Source organism: Mesorhizobium sp. B2-3-15 (assembly GCF_006442875.1).
In the GTDB taxonomy this organism is placed as follows: domain Bacteria; phylum Pseudomonadota; class Alphaproteobacteria; order Rhizobiales; family Rhizobiaceae; genus Mesorhizobium; species Mesorhizobium australicum.
On record NZ_VFVO01000014.1, the window covers coordinates 1 to 21,993 of the forward strand.

The window sequence follows — 21,993 nt, forward strand, 5'->3', positions numbered from 1 at the left end:
AACGACCCCAATGACAATGCCACGCTTTCCGCCGACAACCTGGTCAAGCTCACCGCAACCGTTACCGACAAGGACGGTGACCACCAGTCGGCAACGCTCAACATCGGCCAGAACCTCAACTTCCACGATGACGGGCCGAGCATATCGACGACCGGCACCGAGCCGACGCTAACCGTCGACGAGTCGAGCCTCGGCAGCAACGCCGCCGATTTCGCGGCTGTCTTTACCCCGCATGCCGGTGCGGATGGCGGTGCCATGAGCTACACGCTCGACATCAATCAGGTCACCAACGTCAGCGGCCTGACAGACACCTTGAGCGGCCTGTCGATTCTGCTCTTCGTCGAAAGCGGCGAGGTGGTTGGCCGGGCCGGATCGGCCGCGGGCGCCGTGGTATTCACGGTGAGCGTGGCCGCCGACGGCAACGTGACCCTCGACCAGGAACGTGCGGTCATGCATTCGCCCGACTCCGGACCGGACCAGGCAACAACTTTGGCGGCTGATAATCTTGTCACTTTGACCGCCACCATCACCGATGGTGACGGCGATCAGGCCTCGGACCATGTCAATATCGGCACCAGCCTCATCTTCAAGGACGACGCGCCAACGATCACCGTGCCGTTCGACGGCGACCCGGGTACCGCGGGTATCCAGAACGAAAACCTGGCCAACACGCTGAATGCATCCGCCTCCGGAGCCTTCGGCTACGACATCGGCGCCGATGCGCACCCGGCTGCGTTCTACACCGGCGGCGGTTCCGACTTTGTCGATCAGAACGGCGCGCTTGCCGGCGTCCAGATCGGGCTGAGCGGCACGATCGTCGGCGGTGGCGGCGGCAATGTCCTCACCCCGGATGTGACGCTCGCATCGGAGACCGACACCAACGCAACATTCAACTTCAACTTCACCTACGACAAGGATTCGGCTGCCGGGCTCCAGACCGGCACGGCGGGCGGCACCCTCGTCTTCGACAAGGTCAACGACACTTACGCTATCACCCTGACCGACCCACTCGAAGGCTTCACTTTCGACGTGATTCACACCAGCCAACTCCTGTCCAAGGAGCCCTTGAGCAATGCAGGCCACCCTCCGATCGTGGTGGAGAAGTTGCAGGCGGATGACCCGGGCACGGCGGCCGACGAAGACTTTTACGTGCAGTTCACCGGCAACCTGATCGACAGAAGCCATCCGTTCAGCCTGACGAATAATGGAGAGGGGTCTTCCGGCGACTCCACGTTCAACTCGCTGCCGACGGCCGGTACCCACGATATGGTCAGCAACAGCAATGAAACCTGGGTTTCTGCCACCCAGAGCACTAACGGTGTCGCCGGCGACACGATCCAGAAAGGCGAACTGCTGACCCTGCGGTTCTTCGACAGCAGTGTCGGCATCCAGACCGAGGCTACCGATCCGACCGCGACGGCCGGCGCGATGGCCATCAAGTTCGACGGCATCGGCAACAGCGAAGACCTGATGCTAATCCTCGACCTGACCGACGGCACAAACGAGATCACACGGGCCGTGTATGTCTCGAACTCCGACATCTTCAAGAAGGGTCAGGTGCCGGCCCCTTACAATGGCGAGTTCACACTCGACAACAATGACGGCCTCGTGATCATCGAGCAGAACGACTACAACGCGGCCGGCGAACATTACTCGCTGCAAGGCGTTCAGATCATGCAGTCCGGCAACGGCATCACCGGCCAGGCAATCGACTTGAACGGAGCGACCGGCGCTAGCGGTGGGAGCAACACGACCGCCAGTCTGGTCAACTTCGACCCCGTCGACAACGACGTGCTGAAGATCACGGATATCGGCTTCACCTCGACCGTGACGCAGACGCCGGACGCTCACCTCGACTTCGCTTTCCAGGTGGCGGACGCGGATGCCGATCACACAGCGATGCAGCACATCCTTGTCGACATCGCCTGACACCAGACCCGACGGGGGCGGCATCAGCTGTCCCCGTTTCACACCGGCCGGGTGCCGGCAAGCATCGAAGTGGGGTATCCGTGATGCAGCCAAGACCGGAATTCCAGGAGGTAATGCATCTGGCACGCCACCAGGTCCCCGCCCTCCTCCTCTTCAGCCTGGTCTCCAATCTTCTCCTGCTCGCCAGCACCGTTTACATGCTGCAAATCTACGACCGGGTACTGTCGAGCGGTTCCATCGACACATTGTTCTGGCTCACATTGGCCGTCATCGGCGCCATCGCCGTCTACGGCCTTCTGGAACATGCCCGCCGGATGATGCTGGGGCATATCAGCCAATGGCTGGACGACCAGCTCAGCGTTCCGGTGATCGAACGCGCCATGGACGCGCGGCTCGCCGGCAGCAGCCTCGAAGCCGGCCTGAAGGACGTAGCGGACCTGCGCGGTTTCATCGCCGGCGACGGCATCCTGACCTTTCTCGACGCCCCATGGACACCGGTCTTCCTGGCGTTCATGTGGTTGCTGCATCCCGCGCTGGGCGTGGTCGGTCTTGCCGGCGCTGTGCTTTTGTTCTGTGCAGCGCTCGCCAATGATTTCCTCACACGCCGCAAGAGCCAGGAGGCCGCGGCCGGACTGCGCCGCAGCCAGACCGCCGTAGGGCAGTTTATCGACGGCGCCGAGACATTGCGCTCGCTCGGCATGTCCGAGCCGGCGCTGCGGCGCTGGGAGGAAAACCAGCAGTCGCTGATGGATATCCAGACCCGGCTCCTGCGGCGCACCACCGTCATCGGCAGCTTGTCGCGTTCGCTTCGCCTAGCGCTCCAAGTGGCGGTGCTCGGGCTCGGCGCCTATCTCGTCCTGCGTCGCGAGCTGACGCCAGGCTCGATGATTGCGGCCTCGATCCTGCTCAGCCGCGCGTTGGCGCCGATCGAGCGCTCTATCGGCGCCTGGCGCGGCCTGGTCAGCGCGCGAACCGCGCGCCGCAATCTCATGAAGCTTTTCGCCGACACCAGATCGATGCAAACGGTTGGCGTCACATTGCCCCGCCCACAAGGCAGGCTGAAGCTCGAGAACCTGCATTACTGCGCGCCGGGAACGTCCCAGGCGCTTGTCAATGCCATAAGCTTCGGCGTTGAGCCGGGCCAGACCTGCGGTGTGATCGGCCAGTCCGGTTCCGGCAAGACCACGCTCTGTCGTCTTATCGTCGGCGCGCTGCGGCCTTCGCTCGGCCATGTCAGGCTGGATGGTGCGGAGGTGTGCAACTGGCCTTCAGACGAACTTGGCATGCATCTCGGCTATCTGCCGCAGCAGGTCGAGCTGTTCCCCGGAACGATCGGCGAGAACATCGCGCGCCTGCGTGACGTCGACAGCGACGCGGTCATCGCCGCGGCGCAGCTTGCCGGCATCCATGATATGATCCTGCGGCTGCCGAACGGCTACCGGACCGAAGTGGGACCGCATGGCGCTCGCATTTCGCGCGGCCAGCGCCAGCGTATCGCGCTGGCCCGGGCACTGTTCGGCGATCCGCAGCTGATCGTTCTCGACGAACCGAACACCGGCCTGGACGGTGAAGGCGAAGTGGCGCTGTTCAACGTCCTCCAGCAACTGAAGGAGCGGGGCCGCACCGTCATTCTCGTCAGCCACCAGACCAATCTCCTGCGCACCGCCGATCATGTCGTCTTCCTCCATGACGGATCGGTTTCGATGTTCGGCACGCGCGACGAGGTGCTCGGCGCGCTCGGCGGACCGCCCAGGCGCATTCCGGTTCCGGCGGCCTTGCGGGAAAAGCTTGTTGCCAACGCGGCAGCGAAACTGAACGCAGCGGAGTGAGCCATGAGCGATCGATTTGGCGACTTCTCGACGACGCTGAACCGGCTGACGGACAGCTTGCACGAACTCACTGACAGGCTGACCGCCTCCGCCAACGACCTCAGCACAGCGGTATCGGTTTGGTTGGATGGGACCGACACGCCGTCTCGGTTAATGTTGCTGGCGGTGGCTGGCGCGCTCTTCCTGCTCTTGATTGCGGGATTGCTCCGGCGACGCTCGCGCGCCTACCGTGCCAGCAGGCGCAATCTGAAGCTGCGGACGCGGCCGGCGCGAATGCTGGGCTACGCTTCGGCCATCCTTTTCGTAGGCGGCACCGCTGCTTGGTCAAGCGTCGCCCTGCTGGCGAGCGCCGTCGTTGCCAACGGCGTCGTCAGCCCCGAGGGTTATCGTAAGACCATCCAGCATCTGGAGGGCGGCATCATCGGCGCGATCCACGTCAAGGAGGGCGATAAAGTCAGCGTCGGCCAAGTGCTGATCGGCCTGAAGACGACCGATGCGCAAGGGCGATATGACGAGCTGGAGGGGCGCTATATTCGCCTGCTGGCGACCGAGGCGCGACTTGTTTCGGAGCTTGCCGGTCAGGACCGGATAACCTTCCCCAACGAGCTGACCTCGATCGACAGCGAGAGCGCGCGCAAGGTGGTCGCCGAAGAACAGGCGCTGCTCGACAGCCGCCTCGCAACCCGCCAAGGCCGCACACAGATCCTCAACAAACGCATCGCGCAGATCGAAGAGCAAAGCACGGGAGCGAGGGATGTCATGGCGGCCGAGGCCGAGCAACTCGGCCTGATCGACCAGGAGATCGCCTCCGCGCAGGAGATGTACAGGAAGGGCCTCGAACGCCTGCCGCGGATATTGGCGCTTCAGCGCTCCCAGGCCGACATTCGGGCCAACCAGGCATCGAACCGGGCGCAGATAGCGAAGAACGATCAGCAGATCGGCGAGACCCAGTTCCAACTCCTCAACCTGCGTCAGCAGGACAGCGAGAGCGCCAACGAGGATCTTGCCAAAGCGCGCACGGACCTCGCCGAATTGCGCAGCCAATTGCCTTCGCGACAGGATGTGCTGGCGAGGACCGACATCGTCGCGCCAATCGCCGGAACGGTGATGAACCTGCGCGTAACAACGGAATCGGGCGTGATCTCCAGCGGTCAGGCGCTGCTCGATATCGTCCCGAACGAGGCCAGTCTGATCATCGATTCCCGCATCAAGCCCACGGATATCGACGTGGTGCATCCGGACATGCCGGCCCGTGTGGTGCTGTCGGCCTATCCAACCAGACACCTGCCGCAAATCCATGGCCTGCTGACCTCGATTTCGGCTGACCGGCTGACGGACGAGAGAACCGGAGAGCCTTATTTCCTTGCCAAGGTCAAGATCGACGCGGCCGATCTCAGGGATCTGCATGACATCCATCTATCGCCCGGCATGCCGGCGGAAGTCATGATCCTGACCGGCGAGCACACGCTGCTGGACTATATGTTGGCGCCGGTTCGCGATTCGCTCAATCGTGGGTTCAGGGAGAATTGAGAAGCGATACTCACCGACCTGCCCCGAGGGTCAAGCATAACCTCCATCGCGCCCGTAAGGGGCGCGATCCACCAGAGGCAGAGGGGCGTGGCGGCTATCGCCGCAGCGCGTGTATGCTCGCCATGCTGTCGCTGCCCATCGGCAGTGCCATGTCATCGTCGAGAAGCCGCGTGATCCGGGCAAATCCGGTGAACGCCTTTCTAGCTTCCTCCGCCGACATCTGTCCCGACAGGGCAGCCGAGCAGCAATTCAGCGCGCACTGATATACTGGCCCACGTCGTCCCGTCGGCCATTTACGCAAGAAAACCATCGCCTCGGCGACACTATCCACTTCTTCTACAGGATGCCCCTGCCCGCGCGATATCCGCACGGGCGCAAAGAAATGCAGGTAGTCCATTGTTTCCTCCCGGTCGATCGAGATGCGCTCGATCGAACCCTATGGAACGCCCCGCTTGGCGATTTGTTCCATGCGAAGAAGAATTTTTTAAAGATTCTGGCGATCGGAATGAGGTCGGCTATACCGTCGGGAAGTGGCAAGCCGCTTTGCGGCCGGATTGGTGCTCCCTCAGCTCCGGCCGTTCCGAACGGCAGCGCTCGACCGCGATTGGGCATCGGGGATGGAAACGGCAGCCGGATGGCGGATTGAGCGGGCTCGGTACGTCGCCTGTCAGGATGATACGCTTGCGCGTCCCAGTGGGCGTCGTCTGCACGACGGGAACGGCCGAGATCAGGGCTTGGCTGTAAGGGTGGGCCGGGGCTGAAAACACCTGTTCCGCCGGCCCTTCCTCGACGATCGAGCCGAGATACATGACCGCGATGCGGGTCGAGACCTGACGCACCACGGACAGGTCGTGGGCGATGAAGACATAGGTGAGGTCCAACTTCTCCTGGAGATCGGCAAGCAGGTTGACGATCTGCGCCTGTACGGACACGTCGAGCGCGGAGACCGGTTCATCGAGAACGACAAGATCGGGATTGAGGGCGATGGCGCGTGCAATGCCGACACGCTGGCGCTGCCCGCCCGAGAATTCATGGGGAAAGCGCATGACATGGTCCGGCAACAGTCCGACGAGGTCGAAGAGTTCCGCGACGCGGCTGGCGATCTCGCGCGATGAAAGCCTGCCATGGATGCGCAGCGGTTCGGCCACCAGGTCGCCGACGCGCCGGCGCGGATTGAGCGAGGCCGACGGGTCCTGGAAGACCATTTGCAGGCGCCGCCGCAGCGGCCTCAGTTCAGACAGCGATTTCGAGGTGATGTCGTCGCCTTCGAACAGGAGCTTGCCGTCCGAAATGTCGTAAAGCCTGACCAGGCATCGCGCCAGCGTGGACTTGCCGCATCCGGACTCGCCGACCAATCCAACGGTTTCGCCGCGCCGCACTGTCAGGGAGACATTGTCGACCGCGTGGACGGTTCGCCTGCCCTCCGCGGAAAAACGGCTGCCGATCGAGAAGCGTTTGCCGAGCCCGCGCGTTTCGAGGATTGGACGGTCTTTGTCGATCATCGGTCCGCTCATGTCTGCGCCACCCGGAAACAGGCCGCCGCGTGCGTGGCGGCGCCAAGCTCGGGCTTGCCGGTTAGGCAGGGCTCGTACCCGACGGGGCAACGCGGACCGAAGGCGCAGCCTTGCGGCAATCGCAGCAGCGATGGCGGAGACCCGGGAATGGCCGGCAGGCGGCGGGGTTTGGCACCGGTCAGCGGCGGGATCGAACCAAGCAATGCACGCGTATAGGGGTGTCGCGGGTCGGAGAACAGCTCCGTGCGGCTGCCGCGTTCCACGATGCGGCCCGCATACATGACCATGACCCGGTCGGCGAGTTCGGAGACCACGCCCATGTCATGGGTGATGAAGACCACCGCCGATTTGTGCGTGGCGCGCAGCTTGCGCACCAGATCGAGAATGCCTGCCTGCACCGTGACGTCGAGCGCCGTGGTCGGCTCATCCGCCACCAGTAGCGCCGGGTTGCAGGACAGCGCCATCGCGATCACCGCCCGTTGGCGCATGCCGCCGGAGAGCTGGTGCGGATAGCGCGACATTGCTTCGTGCGGATTGGGGAAATTCACCTCCGCCAGAAGTTCCTCCACCCGCTCCATGGCCTTGGATTTGCTGATGTTGCGATGCGCGCGGATCTGTTCGGCGATCTGCCAGCCGATGGTGTAGACCGGCGTCAGCGCCGTCATCGGATCCTGGAAGATCATTGCGATCTCATTGCCTCGCAGGCGCCTCAGTTCGCGCGGTGGCAATCCGACCAACTCGCGACCCTTGTAGCGGATCGAGCCTTCGATGATGGCGTTGGGATCGGTGATAAGCCCCATCACCGCAAGCAGCGACACGGTCTTGCCGGAGCCGGACTCGCCGACGACACCGAGAATTTCGCTTTCCGCGAGGTCGAAGGAAACGCCATCGATGGCCCTCACCAGGCCATCATCGGTCCGGAAGGATACACGGAGATCACGCACCGACAATATCATGATGTCCTCAGGCGCGGATCAAGAAGGATGTAGACGAAATCGACGACCGCGTTGGCGACCACCACGAACATGGAAGCGTACATCACCGTCGCCATGATCATTGGCAAATCGAGGTTCTGCAGCGCGTCATAGGTGAGCTTGCCGATGCCGTGCAGCCCGAACACCACTTCGGTCAGGAGGGCCGAGCCGCCCACCAGTGCGCCGAAGTCGAGACCGAACAAGGTGACGAAGGCGATGAGCGACGTGCGCAAGGCATGGCGCAGCAGGATGCGGGTCTCCGAAAGGCCCTTGGCGCGGGCCGTGCGGATATAGTCTTCCTGCAGGGATTCGATGATCGCCGCGCGCAAGACGCGGCCGTAGATGCCGATGTAGAGGATGGCGAGGGTGATCCAGGGTATGACCAGCGTCAGGAACCAGCCTTTCGGGTCGTCGGAAAAATTCTTGTAGCCAAGCGGCGGCACCCAGGAAAATGCCCAGCTGTCGTGATAGCGGCTCTGGGTGATCAGGTTCATCACCTCGCCCAGCCAGTAGACCGGCATGGAAATGCCGAGCAAGCCCAACGCCATCAGCAGCCTGTCCAGCCAACTGTCGCGTGTGGCGGCGGCGATGATGCCTATGCCGATGGAGACAACCACCCACAGGATCGCCGCCCCGAACACCAGCGAGAGCGTGACCGGGATCGAATCCAGCACCGCCGGCACCACCTTCCAGCCGCGATTGACGAAAGAAGTCAGATCGCCCGTGACGAAGATCTTCTCCATCATGGTCACGTATTGCACGTAGAGCGGCCGGTCGAAGCCGAAGCTGTGGCGTACCGCCTCGAGCACTTCGGGCGATGCATTGCGGCCGGCGATACGGGCCGCGGGGTCGGCGCCGGGCGTGGCGAAGAAAATCAGGAAGACGATGACCGAGATGCCGAACATCACGAACAGCATCTGACCGAAACGGCGCAGGATGGCGTAGATCATCAGTCGCGCCCCAGCCGAACCTTCGAGCGCGGGTCGAGCGCGTCGCGCAGGCCGTCGCCGAAGACATTGAGGGTCATGACGGAAATCGCGATCGCCAGGCCCGGCACCAGCGCCACGAGTGGCCTGGTGTAAAGCAGCGCCTGCCCGTCCTGGATGATCGTTCCCCAGCTCGCCGCGGGCGGCTGGACGCCAATCGAGAGGAAGGAGAGCGCCGATTCGGTAAGCATGTTCAGCGCCATCATCAGCGGTATGAACACGATGAGGGTGGTGGTGATGTTGGGCAGGATGTCGCGCCACAATATCCGCCATCCCGGTACGCCCAGATTGATCGCGGCCAGCACGAACTCGCTGTGCCGCAGCGACAGAACCTGCCCCCGGATCGGACGCGCCACATAGGGTATATAGACGATACCGATGATGATGACCGGCAACCACAGGCTGCCGGACTCGATCTCGATCGGTCCGATCGAGATGCCTTGCGAAATTGTGACAATGGAAAGCGAAATCGCCAGGAGATAGATCGGAAATGCCCAGAGCACATCCAGCAAGCGCGACAGAACCGTGTCGGTAACGCCGCCGAAATACCCCGCGATCAATCCCGCCGCCGTGCCGAGAACCAGCGTGAAGATGGTCGCTGCCCCGGAGATCAGCAGCGAGCTCAGCCCGCCATAGAGCATCCGGGCCATGACATCGCGCCCCTGGCTGTCGGCGCCGAGGAAATAGTTGCCGACCCGCCAGGTCGGGCCGAGCGGCGTGTAGCCAAGCCCGAGCCCCTCTGTCGATTGTTCCATCACCGGAACGTCGGCACCGTCGATCTGAATGACGGCGTCGAGCGTCGAGGCGAAGGGGTCTGTCCCTGTCCATTTCGCGTAGAGAGGCGCACTGAGGCAGGCAAGGACGATGAGGAGGAACACGGCCAGGGACGCCATGGCGGCCCTGTTTCTTGCCAGCTTCGCAAACGCGACGGCCCAGGGCCCTCGCGTTTTGCGCGGCACGGCAGCGACTTGGTACGACACGGACGTGCCCCTCCGCGGTTCGTTACTGCACCCAGGCCACTACTGTACCCAGGCCATTACTGTACCCACGACTGGGTGATCATCCAGTTGAACTGCCGGTTGAACTTGAAATTGCCGACGCGCTTGCTGACGAAGTCAAGCCGCTTCGGCGTGAAGAGGCCGACGGCCGGTGCCTTGTCCGTGACTTGCCTGTCGATTTCGGCCCACATTTTGTCGGCGGCTTTCTGGTCGGTCACACCGAGGTCCAATGCCTTCTGCATTTTGGCGTCGATATCCTTGTCGCAGAAGCCGGCGATGTTGATCGAAGCGTCCGAGCCTTCACGGAAAGATGCGCAGCTGAACAGGATGTTCAGGAAGTCCGAAGCCGCGGGATAGTCCTTGTACCATTGGGTGACGGACATCTGCACTTTGTTGTTGGTGTTCTGGATGTAGGTGAACTGGATGTTCGACGAGATCGGCTTGACGTCGGCGACATAGCCGATGGTGGTCAGCACGCTCTGCAGATAGACGCCGATGGAGCGGGAAATGGCCGTGTCCTCGACGATGATGGTCACCTTCTGGCCCTTGGTGCCCGATTCCTCGACGAGCTGCTTTGCCTTGTCGAGGTCAGGCGCCGACCACTTGGCGCCGGGGTTCTTGGTGAAGGGGCAGTAGTCTTCGTGGCCGGGGAAATCCGGAGGCAGGACCTGACACACCGGCGAGGCCAGCACCTTGCCGCCAAACAGCTTGACCAGCGTGTTGCGGTCGACCGCGTAGGCAACGGCCTGGCGCGCCTTTTCATTGTCGAACGGCGCCAGCCGGTTGTTGAGCGGCGCATACCACCAGGCCGAGAGCGGCGAGATATGCAACTGGTCCATGGCCTTGGTACCGAGTTCGCCGAGACGATCGCTGGGCAGCGCGTCGAACATCCAGTCGGCTTCCCCGTTCTGGATCGCGGTGACGGCAGCTTCCTCGGAGAGGCCGAAATCATACTGGACGACATCAGGATAGCCGTCCGGCTGGGCGTCCTCGCTCCATTGCTTGAAATTGGGGTTGCGGGTCACCGTCATGCCCTTGTTGGGATCGAAGGCGGAGATCATGTAGGCGCCGGTGCTGGGGATGGGCTTGGAGCCCATGTCTTCCGCAGGCGTGTCCGCCGGCAGGACCACGGCATGCGGCAACGCAAGCTTGTAGAGGATCTCGGCGTCCGGCTTGGTGAGATTCAACGTAATGGTGCCTGCCGCTTCGTCGCCGACAACGCCGCCTTCCAGCGTGCAGCTCTTGGTTTCGGCAAGGCATTTGTCGGCGCCGACGATGCCGGCATAGAAGGTGCCGGAGGTCGGTCCGGAGACCTTGAAGATGCGCTGGAAGGAAGCAACGACGTCCTTCACGCCGAGATCCTTCCCGTCGGAGAACTTGATGCCCTTGCGCAGTTTGAAGGTGAAGGTCTTGCCGTCATTGGTCACCTCGGGCAGCGCCTCGGCCAGATCGGGGACGATGGTGAAGCCGTCCATGCCCTCGGCCTTGCGGAAGGCGACCAGCCCGTCATAGATCGGCTGATACATCTGCCAGCCCTGGTCGGTGTAATTGATGTGCGGATCGAGCGTTCCGGCGGCCGAGCGGGCCAGCAGGCGAATAGTGCCGCCGCGATGTTCCTTGAGGTATTCGGCCTGTGCCGGAGCCAGCCACGAGCCGGCCAGCAATGCCGCGGCTGACGCCGCCAAGAGCAGTTTCTTCATGTCGCAGTTCCCCTTTTTTCAGTTGTCGTTGTCGTCCAGGAAGTCTCCCACCACCCGCATGCATAGATCCTGCTCTTCGACATGCGGCATATGGCTGGAATGCTCGAATACCTGCCAGCGCGATCCCTCGATGCCGTCCTTGAACGGCTGCACGGTCGCGGGCGTGGCTTCGTCGTAACGGCCGGAAATGATCAGCGTCGGAACATCGACGGCGGGCAGCCGATCGATGATGCTCCAGTTCTTCAGCGTACCGATGACATGGAACTCGTTCGGCCCGTTCATGACGTTGTAAACGGTCGGATTGCGCACGACCTGGGCGAAGGTCTCGGTCACTTCGGCGGGGAACGGAACGATCCGGCAGACATGCCGCTCGTAGAACACCATCGTCGCTTGCTGGTAGTCCGGATGATCCGTCGTGCCAGCCTGTTCGTGCCGGGTCAGCGTCTCCTGTACGTCCATGGGCAGGTCGGCGCGCAGCCGGTTGGCCTCTTCTACCCAGAGCTTCATGGACGCCGGCGAGTTGGCGATGGTCAGCGACTTCAGGCCCTTCGGCCGCGTCACCCCATACTCGGCGCCCAACATGCCGCCCCAGCTCTGCCCGAGCACATGGAAGCCGCCGCGGATGCCGAGATGGTCGACAAGGTTTTCAAGCTCGTCGATGAACAGCCTGGGTGTCCAGAAATCGGCGCCTTTGTCCGGCAGCAAGGTGGAATTGCCGCAGCCCAGCTGGTCGTAGTGGATGACGGCGCGGCCTCTTCGGGCAAGAAGCTTGTAGGCATCGACGTAATTGTGGGCGGCGCCCGGCCCGCCATGCAGAATGACGATCGGAGCCTTGTGGGCATCGAGGCTACCGCTGACGCGATACCAGGTTTCGTAGTCGCCGAAATCGGCCCGCCCTTCCCTGGTGACGATCTCCGATGACATCCCGATCTCCTGAATGTTTGAAGGCATGCCGCTGGTCACCTAGTTTGCAACCCGGCTGGAGCGAACCCATTCTTCCAGCATCTGCACGCCGAATGCGGTAGCGCCTTCCCGGCCCAGGGGCTGATCCTTCTCGGTCAGTTCCTTGCCGGCGATGTCGAGATGCACCCAGGGGCGGTCTTCCGTGAAGTGGCGCAGGAACGCCGCGGCGTAGGGAGCGTCACCGTCTTCCATGTCCTTGGCGTGATGTCGCAGGTCCGCGAACGGCGATTGCAGGCCCTCGTCATAAGCCCGGTCGAGCGGCAGCTGCCAGAACCGCTCGCCGACCATTTCTCCGGCCGCGATCATCCGCGAGGCGATGGTATCGTCGGTGCTGAAGAGACCGGCGAATACCGATCCAAGACCTCTCATCACCGAATAGGTCAAAGTGGCGAGGTCGACGATCACCGACGGATTGAAGCGCGAGGCGGTATAATAGAGGCAGTCGGCCAGGATCAGCCGGCCTTCCGCATCCGTGTCGAACACTTCCACGGTTTGCCCGGAAGCTGTCGTGATGATGTCGCGCGGCTTGAGCGCGGTGCTTGACGGCATGTTCTCGGCAATGCCGAGCACGCCGACGGCGTGCACCGGGCTGCCTTGCCGGGCCAGCGCGATCAGCAGGCCGACCACCGCGGCCGCACCGCCCATATCGGCCTTCATATCGAACATCTGCTCGCCGCGCTTTATGCAGAGACCGCCGGAATCAAAACAGACACCCTTGCCGACGAACGCCAGCGGCTGCGCGGGGGCGCCCTTGCCGCGATAGCGCAGGACGGCGACCCGAGGCGGCCGCCCCGAACCCGCCCCCACGGCCAGGATCGCGTTCATGCCGAATTCCCTGAGCTTCGCCGTATCGAGTATCTCGACGTCGATGCCGGCTTCGCGCAGAGGCTCCAGGTGATCGTGGAAATTGTCGGGATGGAGGTGGTTCGGCGGCAGGTTGACCAGTGTGCGCGCATATTCGACGCCATCCGCGATGGCATTGATCCGCGCCAGCGCCGAATTCAGCTCCGGACCGCCGGCCCCGACCAGTTGCACCCGCAGGGTCCGATCGGCCCCCGCCCCTTGGCGCCGGTTGCGCATATCGAAACGATAGCGCCGCAGCCGCATGCCAAGCGCGACCCTTGCCAGGATTTCCGCTCCCGGCAGACTTATGCCGGCAATGGGGTCCAGGACCAGGGTGGCCGCGCATTCCCCTTTGCCCTCCAGATGCGCGGCAAGCAGGCCGCCGGCACGCGCCAAGGAGAGTGCGGTGACGGCCTCGGCCTTGCCCATGGCCAGGACAATCACGCGCCGCGCCGATACCGCCTGGGGGGCGATGACATCGATACAGGCGCCGGATTCAGCCAAGGCAGCCGCATCGGCACAGGCCCGGGAGAGGATCCCGCCCATTTCGGTGTCCAGGGCCGTTGCCCGCGGGCCAAAGCCGGTTTGAGCGGCCTGCAAGATCACGACGACGGAGGTTTCAGCGGAAAGCTCGTCCGCCGTTTCAAAGACCGGCACTGGCGATTGAGGCATAGGTAGGCGTTCTCCTCTTTGCGGGGCTTTGGCCGAGGCGCGGCTTGCAGTTTGCGCAAGGCTTCTCCTGCCGCCGGTGGAAACCGGTCAAACCGGCCGTCACCTCTGGTTGGATCGTGCCGAAGTCCCCAAATTGTCGTTCTTGAGACGACTTAATTGCTCTTGCCTCTTGGGTATCCCCGAATGGGTCAGGCGATCAAACGCCAATTTTGTCCATATCGATTGACAAAAACTCAACTGGCAATTCATGATCGGCCGATGGCCCTACCCTCACTCAATGGCATGCGCGCTTTCGAGGCCGCCGCCCGTCTCGGCAGCGTCAAGGACGCAGCCGAAGAGCTGCATCTGACACCCTCGGCTATCAGCCGTCACATCCGCGCACTCGAACGGAATCTCGGCCAGGACCTGTTCGAGCGCGGCTTTCGGCAGATAACGCCGACCATTCGGGGCTCTTATTACGCACGCAGCCTCTCCGAAGCATTCGAAGCCATCTGGCGGGCCACCGATGATGTCAGTCTCGCCGGGGCCCCAAGCCACGGCAGGACCCAGCGTGTCCGGGTTTTGTGCGTCCCTGCCGTCCTGAACCTTTGGCTGGCGGACCGGCTGCCGAATTTTCGCCGGCGGCATCCGTCCGTGGATCTGGAGATCTCGACATCGGGCAAGCGGGCCAATTTCGATTTGGCCATCGTCGACGAGTTCGTCTACAAGGCCGGCCCGGCTCTGACGCTGCTGATCCCGCTGGTCCTGACGCCGGTCTGTGCGCCCTCGCTGCTTGAAGGGCCGATGCCGCTGCGATCGCCCGCCGACCTGGTCAACCACCACCTGATCCACGAATGCGAGACCATGCGATGGAAGCGCTGGCTGGAGCAGGAAGGCGTGTTGGACACGACGCCGAAATCCAGCACGACGCTGGATGATTGTACGCTGATCATGCGCGAGGCGATCAATGGCGCTGGAATAGCGCTCGCCGACACGATGATGGCCCAGGATCTGCTGCAGCAGGGCAAACTGGTCGCCCCGTTCAGCGCCCGCCATACCTACCCGGCCGGCATCTACCTGCATCAGCGCCGCAGCATCGGCAACAAGCCGGGTACGGGCCTGTTTCAGGATTGGCTGCTTTCCGAAGTCGAGGACCACAAGCGGGTGATGGCCATCGGCTAGGCAGCCTTGCTTGCCGATAGGCGTCGGGAACGCGGGTTTGTCCAGCTTGGAAGCCGTGGATCGAGAATTCGAATCGACAGGCAGGCCTGTTTCAAAAGCGGCTCACCATCACGGGCTCTCGATAATCGCGGTTCGCATTGAATATCTTTAAGGCCAAAGCCGGCAAATCGATTGCTTGCCGGTTCCCCTGCGTCAGGCGTAACCTCTGCGGTCAACGCGTGAGGGCGCGTGCTGCAAGAAGGGGACATTGCAATGACGATACAAGGCGCATCGCCTGACCTGTATAATGAAGACCTCGCTCCTGCCAAGGTTCGAAACTGGGGACCGTTCTCGATCTTCAACGTCTGGACGTCGGACGTCCATAGCCTGTGGGGCTACTACCTCGCCGCCAGCCTGTTTCTGTTCTGTGGCGGCTTCGTCAATTTCATCATCGCCATCGGCATCGGTTCGCTGATCATCTACGCACTGATGAACATGGTCGGTTATGCCGGTGTGAAGACCGGTGTGCCTTACCCCGTGCTCGCCCGCGCCTCCTTCGGCATCTGGGGCGCCAACATTCCGGCACTGGTGCGCGCCATCGTCGCCTGCTTCTGGTACGGCGCGCAGACAGCGGCCGCCTCAGGCGCCATCGTCGCATTGCTGATCCGCTCGCAATGGTTCGCCGATTTCAACGCCAATACCCATTTCCTTGGCCATTCCGGCCTGGAGGTGATCTGCTTCGTGATCATATGGGCACTGCAACTGCTGATCATCCAGCGCGGTATGGAAACGGTGCGCCGCTTCCAGGACTGGGCCGGCCCGGCGGTCTGGGTGATGATGCTGATCCTGGCCATCTATCTCTGCGTCAAATCAGGAACCTTCGCTTTCACCAGCGATATCCCAATGGATGTACTGCTGGAAAAGACCAAGGATGCGGGCGTCCCTGGTACTCCAGGGTCTTGGACCGCACTGTTTGCCGTGGCGGCGATCTGGGTGACGTACTTCTCGGCGCTCTATCTAAACTTCTGCGATTTCGCCCGTTATGCCCCCGACCAGGCATCGCTGCGCAAGGGCAATATCTGGGGCCTGCCGATCAACCTGATCCTGTTCTCGCTGGTCGCCGGCGTCACCACCATCGCCGCATACGACGTCTACCATGAGGTGCTGCTGCACCCCGACCAGATCTCGGCCAAGTTCGACAGCTGGTTCCTGGCCGCGCTCGCGGCGCTCACCTTCGCGGTGGCGACGCTCGGCATCAATGTCGTGGCCAACTTCGTCTCGCCGGCCTTCGACTTTTCCAATGTCTTTCCCCGCCAGATCGACTTCAAGAAAGGCGGCTACATCGCGGCCGTCATCGCGCTGGTGCTCTATCCCTTCGCACCGTGGGAAGGCAGTGCGGCTTCCTTCGTCAACGTCATCGGCGCAACGATGGGGCCGATCTTCGGCGTGATGATGGTCGATTACTATCTGATCCGCAAAGGTGAAGTCGACGTCGAGGCGCTGTATCGCGAGGACGGCGAGTTCCGCTTCCAGGGTGGCTGGCACGTCAATGCGTTCATCGCCGCCGGCATTGGCGCCATCTTCTCGTCGATCCTGCCCAACTTCACCAACTGGCTGCCGTCCTGGTGGGGCGTCTATGGCTGGTTCGTCGGCGTGGCGATTGCCGGCGTCATCTACTACGTGCTGCGCGCCGCGGCCGTGAGCGCCGGCGCCAAGGTGGCGAAAGCTTGATGAACCAGAGCGGGGTGGCCCGAGCCGCCCCGCTCTACCGCGCGACCATTTCGGCCAGCTTGCGCACGGTGTTCCAGTTGCGCGAGGTGCCGACGCCCATGCGCTTGTGGTTGGCGGCGGCAAGCAGGCGCGAGCTAGGCCTCTCCCTTGAAAAGGCGACCCAGATGTCGCCGCCGACCAGAAATACCTTCTCGTCCATGGCGGCACAGGCCTGAAGCCCGGATATGGCGTCTTCGGCTACAGGTTTGCGCATTACGCGCACCGCCACCTGGTCGCCGGCTTCCACCGACTCGGTCGGGAATGGATTGCCGCTTGCGAGTTTGCGCCAGTCTTCGGCGGCACGCACGATGATATCGACGTGGCGGCCAAAGGCCTGTTCGAAGGCGGATTCCAGGCGTGTCTCAAGCGTAGTGATCGAGGTCTTTTCACTCTCGAAGACCAGGTTGCCGGTCGCCACCAAGGTGCGGACATTCTTCAGGCCGAGACTTTCCGCCATGGCCTTGAGGTCGGACATGACGACCCGCCGCCCCTCTCCCAGGACGATGCTGTAGAGAAGCGCGACATAGGTCCGCATGGGAGCGATCAGACCAGGCGGCTCTGCTCCACCGCCGCCTCGATGAAGCTGGCAAACAGCGGATGCGGATCGAGCGGCCGGCTCTTCAGTTCGGGGTGATATTGCACGCCGATGAACCAGGGATGGTCGGGGTATTCGACCGTCTCCGGCAGCACACCGTCGGGCGACATGCCTGCAAACACCAGCCCGCAATCCTCCAGGCGCTGCTTGTAGTCGATATTGACCTCGTAGCGGTGCCGGTGACGTTCGGAAATCTGGGTGTCGCCGTAGATGTCGGCGATCTTCGAACCCTTGGCGAGCTCGGCCTGATAGGCGCCGAGCCGCATGGTGCCGCCGAGATCGCCAGTCGCCCTGCGCTTTTCCAGCATGTTGCCTTTCAGCCATTCGGTCATCAAACCGACGACCGGCTCCTTGGCCGGGCCGAATTCGGTCGACGAGGCATGTTCGACACCGGCCAGCGATCGCGCCGCCTCGATGCACGCCATCTGCATGCCGAAGCAGATGCCGAAATACGGCACCTTGCGCTCGCGTGCGAATTTGGCCGCCAGAATCTTGCCTTCTGAGCCGCGTTCGCCGAAGCCGCCGGGCACCAATATGCCGTGCACCTTCTCCAGCCAAGGCGTCGGGTCTTCCTTTTCGAAGATTTCCGATTCGATCCAGTCGAGCTTGACCTTGACGTGGTTGGCCAGCCCGCCATGCGAAAGCGCCTCGATCAGCGATTTGTAGGCATCCTTGAGGCCGGTATACTTGCCGACGATGGCTATGGTGACCTCGCCCTCCGGATTGTGGATGCGGTTGGAGACTGCCTGCCACGGCTCCATGCGCGGCTTGGGCGCCGGCTCGATGCCGAAGGCAGCGAGCACTTCCGAATCCAGACCTTCCTTGTGATAGGCCATCGGCACATCGTAGATATGTGGCACGTCGAGCGCCTGGATGACGGCGCTTTCCCTGACATTACAGAACAGCGACAGCTTGCGGCGCTCTTCCTTGGGGATGGCGCGGTCGGCGCGCACCAGAAGAATGTCGGGCGCGATGCCTATGCCGCGCAGCTCTTTGACCGAATGCTGGGTCGGCTTGGTCTTCAGTTCGCCCGCCGTCGGGATATAGGGCATCAGCGTCAGGTGGACATAGACGGCGTTGTTGCGCGGCAGATCGTTGCCGAGCTGGCGGATCGCCTCGAGGAACGGCATCGCCTCGATGTCGCCGACGGTGCCGCCGATCTCGCACAGCACGAAATCATAATCGTCATTGCCGTCGAGGACGAAATTCTTGATCTCGTCGGTGACGTGCGGGATGACCTGTACGGTGGCGCCGAGATAATCGCCGCGCCGCTCGCGCTCGATGATGTTCTTGTAGATACGCCCGGTCGTGATGTTGTCCTGCTGATTGGCGGACCGGCCGGTGAAGCGCTCGTAATGGCCAAGATCGAGGTCGGTCTCGGCACCGTCATCGGTGACGAACACCTCCCCGTGCTGGTACGGCGACATCGTGCCGGGATCGACGTTCAGATAAGGGTCGAGTTTTTTGATGCGTGCGCGATAACCTCGCGCCTGCAGGAGAGCCCCAAGGGCCGCTGCGGCAATGCCTTTTCCAAGTGAGGAAACCACGCCGCCTGTGATGAATACATATCGCGCCATGGGAGTCATCGCTTAACGCGGCCGGATTGATTCCGCCAGAGAAAAAACCGCCGCGAAGGCTTTTTCCCAAAAAGGCGCTCGGACCATGATCCCGAAAAGTGGGATCCGGCTTACGGACAGGCATCACGGCCAAAGGGTTTTGAATCGCTCTAAGCAAAACAAAAGGGCCGGCTGAGCCGGCCCTTCGGCATGATGACGGAAACGTCAGATGATGACGACTTTGGTGCCGATCCGGACGCGGCTGTATAGATCCATGACGTGCTCGTTCATCATGCGGAAGCAGCCATTGGACGCGCTGGTGCCGATCGACTGCGGCGCGATGGTGCCGTGGATACGCAGATGCGTGTCCTTCCTGCCATCGTAGAGATAGATGGCGCGGGCGCCGAGCGGGTTCTGGCCGCCGCCTGCCATGCCGTCCTTGTACTGGCCGTAGTGCTTGGGCTCGCGCTTCTGCATGTCGAGCGTCGGGATCCAGCGCGGCCACTCCTGCTTGTCCCCGACCGCGACCGTGCCCTTGAACTGCAGGCCTTCGCGGCCGACCGCGATGGCGTAACGGCGTGCGGTGGTCGATGATTCGACGAGGTAGAGTCGGCGAGCGCTGGTGTCGATGACGATTGTGCCGGCGTCATAGCCGGTGAATTCCACGTCCTGAGGCACGAATTCCGGCTTCACCTTGAACGGCTTCTTGGCGTTCTTCTGGGCAAGTGCCGAGTCGAGCGCGCGTGTCTCGGGCAGATAGCTGATCGATGAGCCAGACGATGTTCCACCGAACAGACCCGCGAACAGGCCGCCGCTTGACTGCTTCTGGCCGCCGACGACCTCGCTGCGCAGTTCGCCATTGTTGCCCGTCAAAGCGACATTCATCGCCTCGGCTGGGATCGGCTCGGCCGCCGGGATCGGGGTGACAGGTTCGATCGGTTCGATGATCTTGACGGTCTTCTTGGCCGGCTTGGCATCGGCCACTTCGGTTGCCGCTGCTTTCTGGCCCTTGCTGGCCAGGAACGCCTGCCGATCTGCGTCAGCCCTGGCCTTGGCCGCCTCGCGCATCGCCATTTTCCTGGCCTCAAGCGCCTTGGCCTTGGCATCCTCCTTGTCGGCAACGATCTTGGCCTCGATCTTCTTGATCTGGGCAAGATCCTCCGGCGTGGGGTTTTTCTTCTTCTTGAGAAGCTTCAACTGCGTCGCATCGCTTTTGGCAGCGACGGGGATGGCGTCGGTCTTTTCGAGCGACACCGACTGTTGTGCGGCCATGTTTGCCGGCATGGCGGCGGAGGCCGGGGAACTTATGCCGATTGCGGCGCAAAGTCCCAGGAAAATGAAGCTGCGAAGCTGCATGGCGAAGATCCGATCGTTCAATGCTTGTTGCCCACGGCGTCGCCCGGCGTCCCCCAAGGACGCCGAAAATGCCGCGTGCAATCTATAGTCGAATAAGCGCGTATGCCTCAAGCGCGAGACCGCGCCGCGGTCTGTCGAATCTTCGTGATTGCGCAGCATTTGCCGCGACTGTGTTCAAACGAACACAGATCGCGGTTTAGAACATAAGGTTATTGGTTCGGAACCTGAGGCGACGCCGGCGCGGTGTTGGTGGTTCCATTGGCCGCTGGCGGCGTGGTGCTGCCGGCGGGCGCGGTGGCCGGGGCCGTTGCCAGCGGTTTTGTCGCGGCGTCGTTGCCGGACGGAGGCGTCGGCGTGATGTTGCCGGCGGGTGCCGGCGTGGCCGTACCCGGCAATTGGTTGAGCACGCCCTTGCCGGCGCCATCCGAGGTCGCGGGAACCCGATCGAGAATGTCGATCGGCTTTTCGCCGTAGCGGGCAATGATCGACAAGGTCAGCGACGTCACAAAGAACGCTGCCGCCAGGATCGCCGTCGCCCGGGTCAATGCGTTGGCCGCGCCGCGCGCGGTCATGAAGCCCGATCCGCCACCAATGCCGAGACCGCCGCCTTCGGAGCGCTGCAGCAGCACCACGCCGACAAGGGCGAGCACGACCATGAGATGAATGACGATCAGTACGGTTTGCATAATTTATCCTGGCAAGGCCCTGCCCGGCCGCGGACACGGCCGGTGAATTGGAGGCGGCTCAATACAATGCTTTCACGGCATTTCCAAGCCCGTGGCCGGAATATGGGAAGCAACGCCCTCTTTGCAACGAATTTGGACGGGACGAGACCCGTCCATCCTCGTGAATTTCAGCCAGCAATGCTGCGATAGGCTTCGGCGATACCCAGGAAATCAGCCGCTTTCAGGCTGGCGCCGCCGACCAGCGCGCCGTCGACATTCCTGACGCCCAGCAGTTCAACGGCGTTGGAAGGCTTGACCGAGCCACCGTAGAGGATGCGCATCCTGGCGGCGGCGGTCCCAAGTTTTTCCGCCAGCTTTTCGCGGATATGCGCATGCGCCTCGGCCACATCGGCCGCGGTTGGCGTCAGGCCGGTGCCGATCGCCCACACCGGCTCATAGGCAATGACGGTGTTCGATGGCGTGGCGCTTGGCGGCACCGAGCCGGCGACCTGGCGCGACAGCACCTCCAGCGTCGCTCCAGCCTCACGCTCCTGCCGCGTCTCGCCTATGCACACGATGGCCACGAGCCCGGCCCGCCAGGCGGCGGTGGCCTTGGCCTGGACCGTCGCATCGTCCTCGCCGCTTTGCTCGCGGCATTCGGAATGGCCGACAATGACATGGCTGGCGCCTGCGTCCTTCAGCATCTCCGCGGAGATACAGCCGGTATAGGCACCGCTTTCCTTGGGATGGCAGTCCTCGCCACCGGCATGGACCGGCGTGCGCGACAAAATCTCCGCGGCATGGGAAAGCAGCGTCGCGGGAACGCAGACCAGCGCTTCGGTTTCGGCGTCGAGCCCGCTCATGAAACCGTTGCCGATCATCCTGAGCTCGTTCAGCGAGGCGCTGGTGCCGTTCATTTTCCAGTTGCCGGCGACAAGCGGGCGAATTCCTGGTGTCATGGTGTGCTTCTCCG

The 21,993-nt window shown here is 62.7% G+C and carries 18 protein-coding genes; 5 read left to right on the top strand and 13 right to left on the bottom strand.

Annotated features, from left to right (window positions below; translation table 11 throughout):
* Nucleotides 1–102: 102 nt before the first annotated feature.
* From FJ954_RS25090 to FJ954_RS25100, 3 genes are all read left to right on the top strand, one after another.
* On the top strand, nt 103–1,929 hold the full coding sequence (locus FJ954_RS25090) for a DUF5801 repeats-in-toxin domain-containing protein (protein ID WP_281407735.1): 1,827 nt from the start codon (nt 103–105) through the stop codon (nt 1,927–1,929).
* A 113-nt stretch (nt 1,930–2,042) separates the two neighbouring features.
* Nucleotides 2,043–3,758 carry a type I secretion system permease/ATPase gene (locus FJ954_RS25095; protein ID WP_140664030.1) on the top strand — a complete coding sequence of 572 codons (1,716 nt, stop codon included), beginning with the start codon at nt 2,043–2,045 and terminating at the stop codon, nt 3,756–3,758.
* A 3-nt stretch (nt 3,759–3,761) separates the two neighbouring features.
* Nucleotides 3,762–5,288: an HlyD family type I secretion periplasmic adaptor subunit gene (locus tag FJ954_RS25100; RefSeq protein WP_140664033.1), complete on the top strand. Its 1,527-nt coding sequence runs from the start codon at nt 3,762–3,764 to the stop codon at nt 5,286–5,288.
* A 94-nt stretch (nt 5,289–5,382) separates the two neighbouring features.
* On the opposite strand, the gene FJ954_RS25105 is transcribed toward FJ954_RS25100, so the two are convergent.
* From FJ954_RS25105 to FJ954_RS25140, 8 genes are all read right to left on the bottom strand, one after another.
* Nucleotides 5,383–5,685, bottom strand: coding sequence for a DUF982 domain-containing protein (locus FJ954_RS25105; RefSeq protein WP_015317826.1), 303 nt, complete (start codon nt 5,683–5,685; stop codon nt 5,383–5,385).
* Nucleotides 5,686–5,803: 118 nt separating this feature from the next.
* The gene (locus FJ954_RS25110) at nt 5,804–6,790 is read right to left on the bottom strand and encodes a dipeptide ABC transporter ATP-binding protein (protein WP_140664035.1); all 987 of its coding nucleotides are present in this window, start codon (nt 6,788–6,790) and stop codon (nt 5,804–5,806) included.
* 8 nt (nt 6,791–6,798) lie between these two features.
* A complete protein-coding gene (locus tag FJ954_RS25115) occupies nt 6,799–7,758 on the bottom strand; it encodes an ABC transporter ATP-binding protein (RefSeq protein WP_140664038.1) in 960 nt (319 codons plus the stop codon).
* On the bottom strand, nt 7,755–8,726 hold the full coding sequence (locus FJ954_RS25120) for an ABC transporter permease (RefSeq protein WP_140664041.1): 972 nt from the start codon (nt 8,724–8,726) through the stop codon (nt 7,755–7,757). Before FJ954_RS25120 ends, FJ954_RS25115 begins: the two co-directional genes overlap by 4 nt.
* Nucleotides 8,726–9,742, bottom strand: a complete 1,017-nt coding sequence (locus FJ954_RS25125; protein ID WP_140664044.1) for an ABC transporter permease — start codon at nt 9,740–9,742, stop codon at nt 8,726–8,728. Before FJ954_RS25125 ends, FJ954_RS25120 begins: the two co-directional genes overlap by 1 nt.
* A 56-nt stretch (nt 9,743–9,798) precedes the next feature.
* Nucleotides 9,799–11,460, bottom strand: a complete 1,662-nt coding sequence (locus tag FJ954_RS25130; protein ID WP_140616442.1) for an ABC transporter substrate-binding protein — start codon at nt 11,458–11,460, stop codon at nt 9,799–9,801.
* Nucleotides 11,461–11,478: 18 nt separating this feature from the next.
* A complete protein-coding gene (locus tag FJ954_RS25135) occupies nt 11,479–12,384 on the bottom strand; it encodes a proline iminopeptidase-family hydrolase (RefSeq protein WP_140664047.1) in 906 nt (301 codons plus the stop codon).
* Between the two features lie 39 nt (nt 12,385–12,423).
* Complete coding sequence (locus FJ954_RS25140; protein ID WP_140664050.1) at nt 12,424–13,938, bottom strand: leucyl aminopeptidase; 1,515 nt, start codon at nt 13,936–13,938, stop codon at nt 12,424–12,426.
* A gap of 258 nt (nt 13,939–14,196) precedes the next feature.
* Between FJ954_RS25140 and FJ954_RS25145 the strand changes: the two genes are divergently transcribed.
* Both FJ954_RS25145 and FJ954_RS25150 read left to right on the top strand, forming a co-directional pair.
* Nucleotides 14,197–15,099 (top strand): LysR substrate-binding domain-containing protein, encoded by a 903-nt coding sequence (locus FJ954_RS25145; protein ID WP_140664053.1) that lies wholly within the window; start codon nt 14,197–14,199, stop codon nt 15,097–15,099.
* Nucleotides 15,100–15,351: 252 nt separating this feature from the next.
* Nucleotides 15,352–16,809: an NCS1 family nucleobase:cation symporter-1 gene (locus tag FJ954_RS25150; protein ID WP_140664056.1), complete on the top strand. Its 1,458-nt coding sequence runs from the start codon at nt 15,352–15,354 to the stop codon at nt 16,807–16,809.
* 34 nt (nt 16,810–16,843) lie between these two features.
* On the opposite strand, the gene FJ954_RS25155 is transcribed toward FJ954_RS25150, so the two are convergent.
* The 5 genes from FJ954_RS25155 to tpiA all read right to left on the bottom strand — a co-directional run bounded on the left by FJ954_RS25155 (nt 16,844) and on the right by tpiA (nt 21,979).
* Nucleotides 16,844–17,383, bottom strand: a complete 540-nt coding sequence (locus FJ954_RS25155) for a DUF1697 domain-containing protein (RefSeq protein WP_140664059.1) — start codon at nt 17,381–17,383, stop codon at nt 16,844–16,846.
* Nucleotides 17,384–17,391: 8 nt separating this feature from the next.
* Nucleotides 17,392–19,029, bottom strand: a complete 1,638-nt coding sequence (locus FJ954_RS25160) for a CTP synthase (protein ID WP_140664061.1) — start codon at nt 19,027–19,029, stop codon at nt 17,392–17,394.
* A gap of 195 nt (nt 19,030–19,224) precedes the next feature.
* Nucleotides 19,225–20,355, bottom strand: coding sequence for a L,D-transpeptidase (locus FJ954_RS25165; RefSeq protein WP_015317813.1), 1,131 nt, complete (start codon nt 20,353–20,355; stop codon nt 19,225–19,227).
* Nucleotides 20,356–20,564: 209 nt separating this feature from the next.
* The gene (secG, locus tag FJ954_RS25170; protein WP_015317812.1) at nt 20,565–21,041 is read right to left on the bottom strand and encodes a preprotein translocase subunit SecG; all 477 of its coding nucleotides are present in this window, start codon (nt 21,039–21,041) and stop codon (nt 20,565–20,567) included.
* Nucleotides 21,042–21,208: 167 nt separating this feature from the next.
* Complete coding sequence (tpiA, locus tag FJ954_RS25175; protein ID WP_140664064.1) at nt 21,209–21,979, bottom strand: triose-phosphate isomerase; 771 nt, start codon at nt 21,977–21,979, stop codon at nt 21,209–21,211.
* Nucleotides 21,980–21,993: the final 14 nt, after the last annotated feature.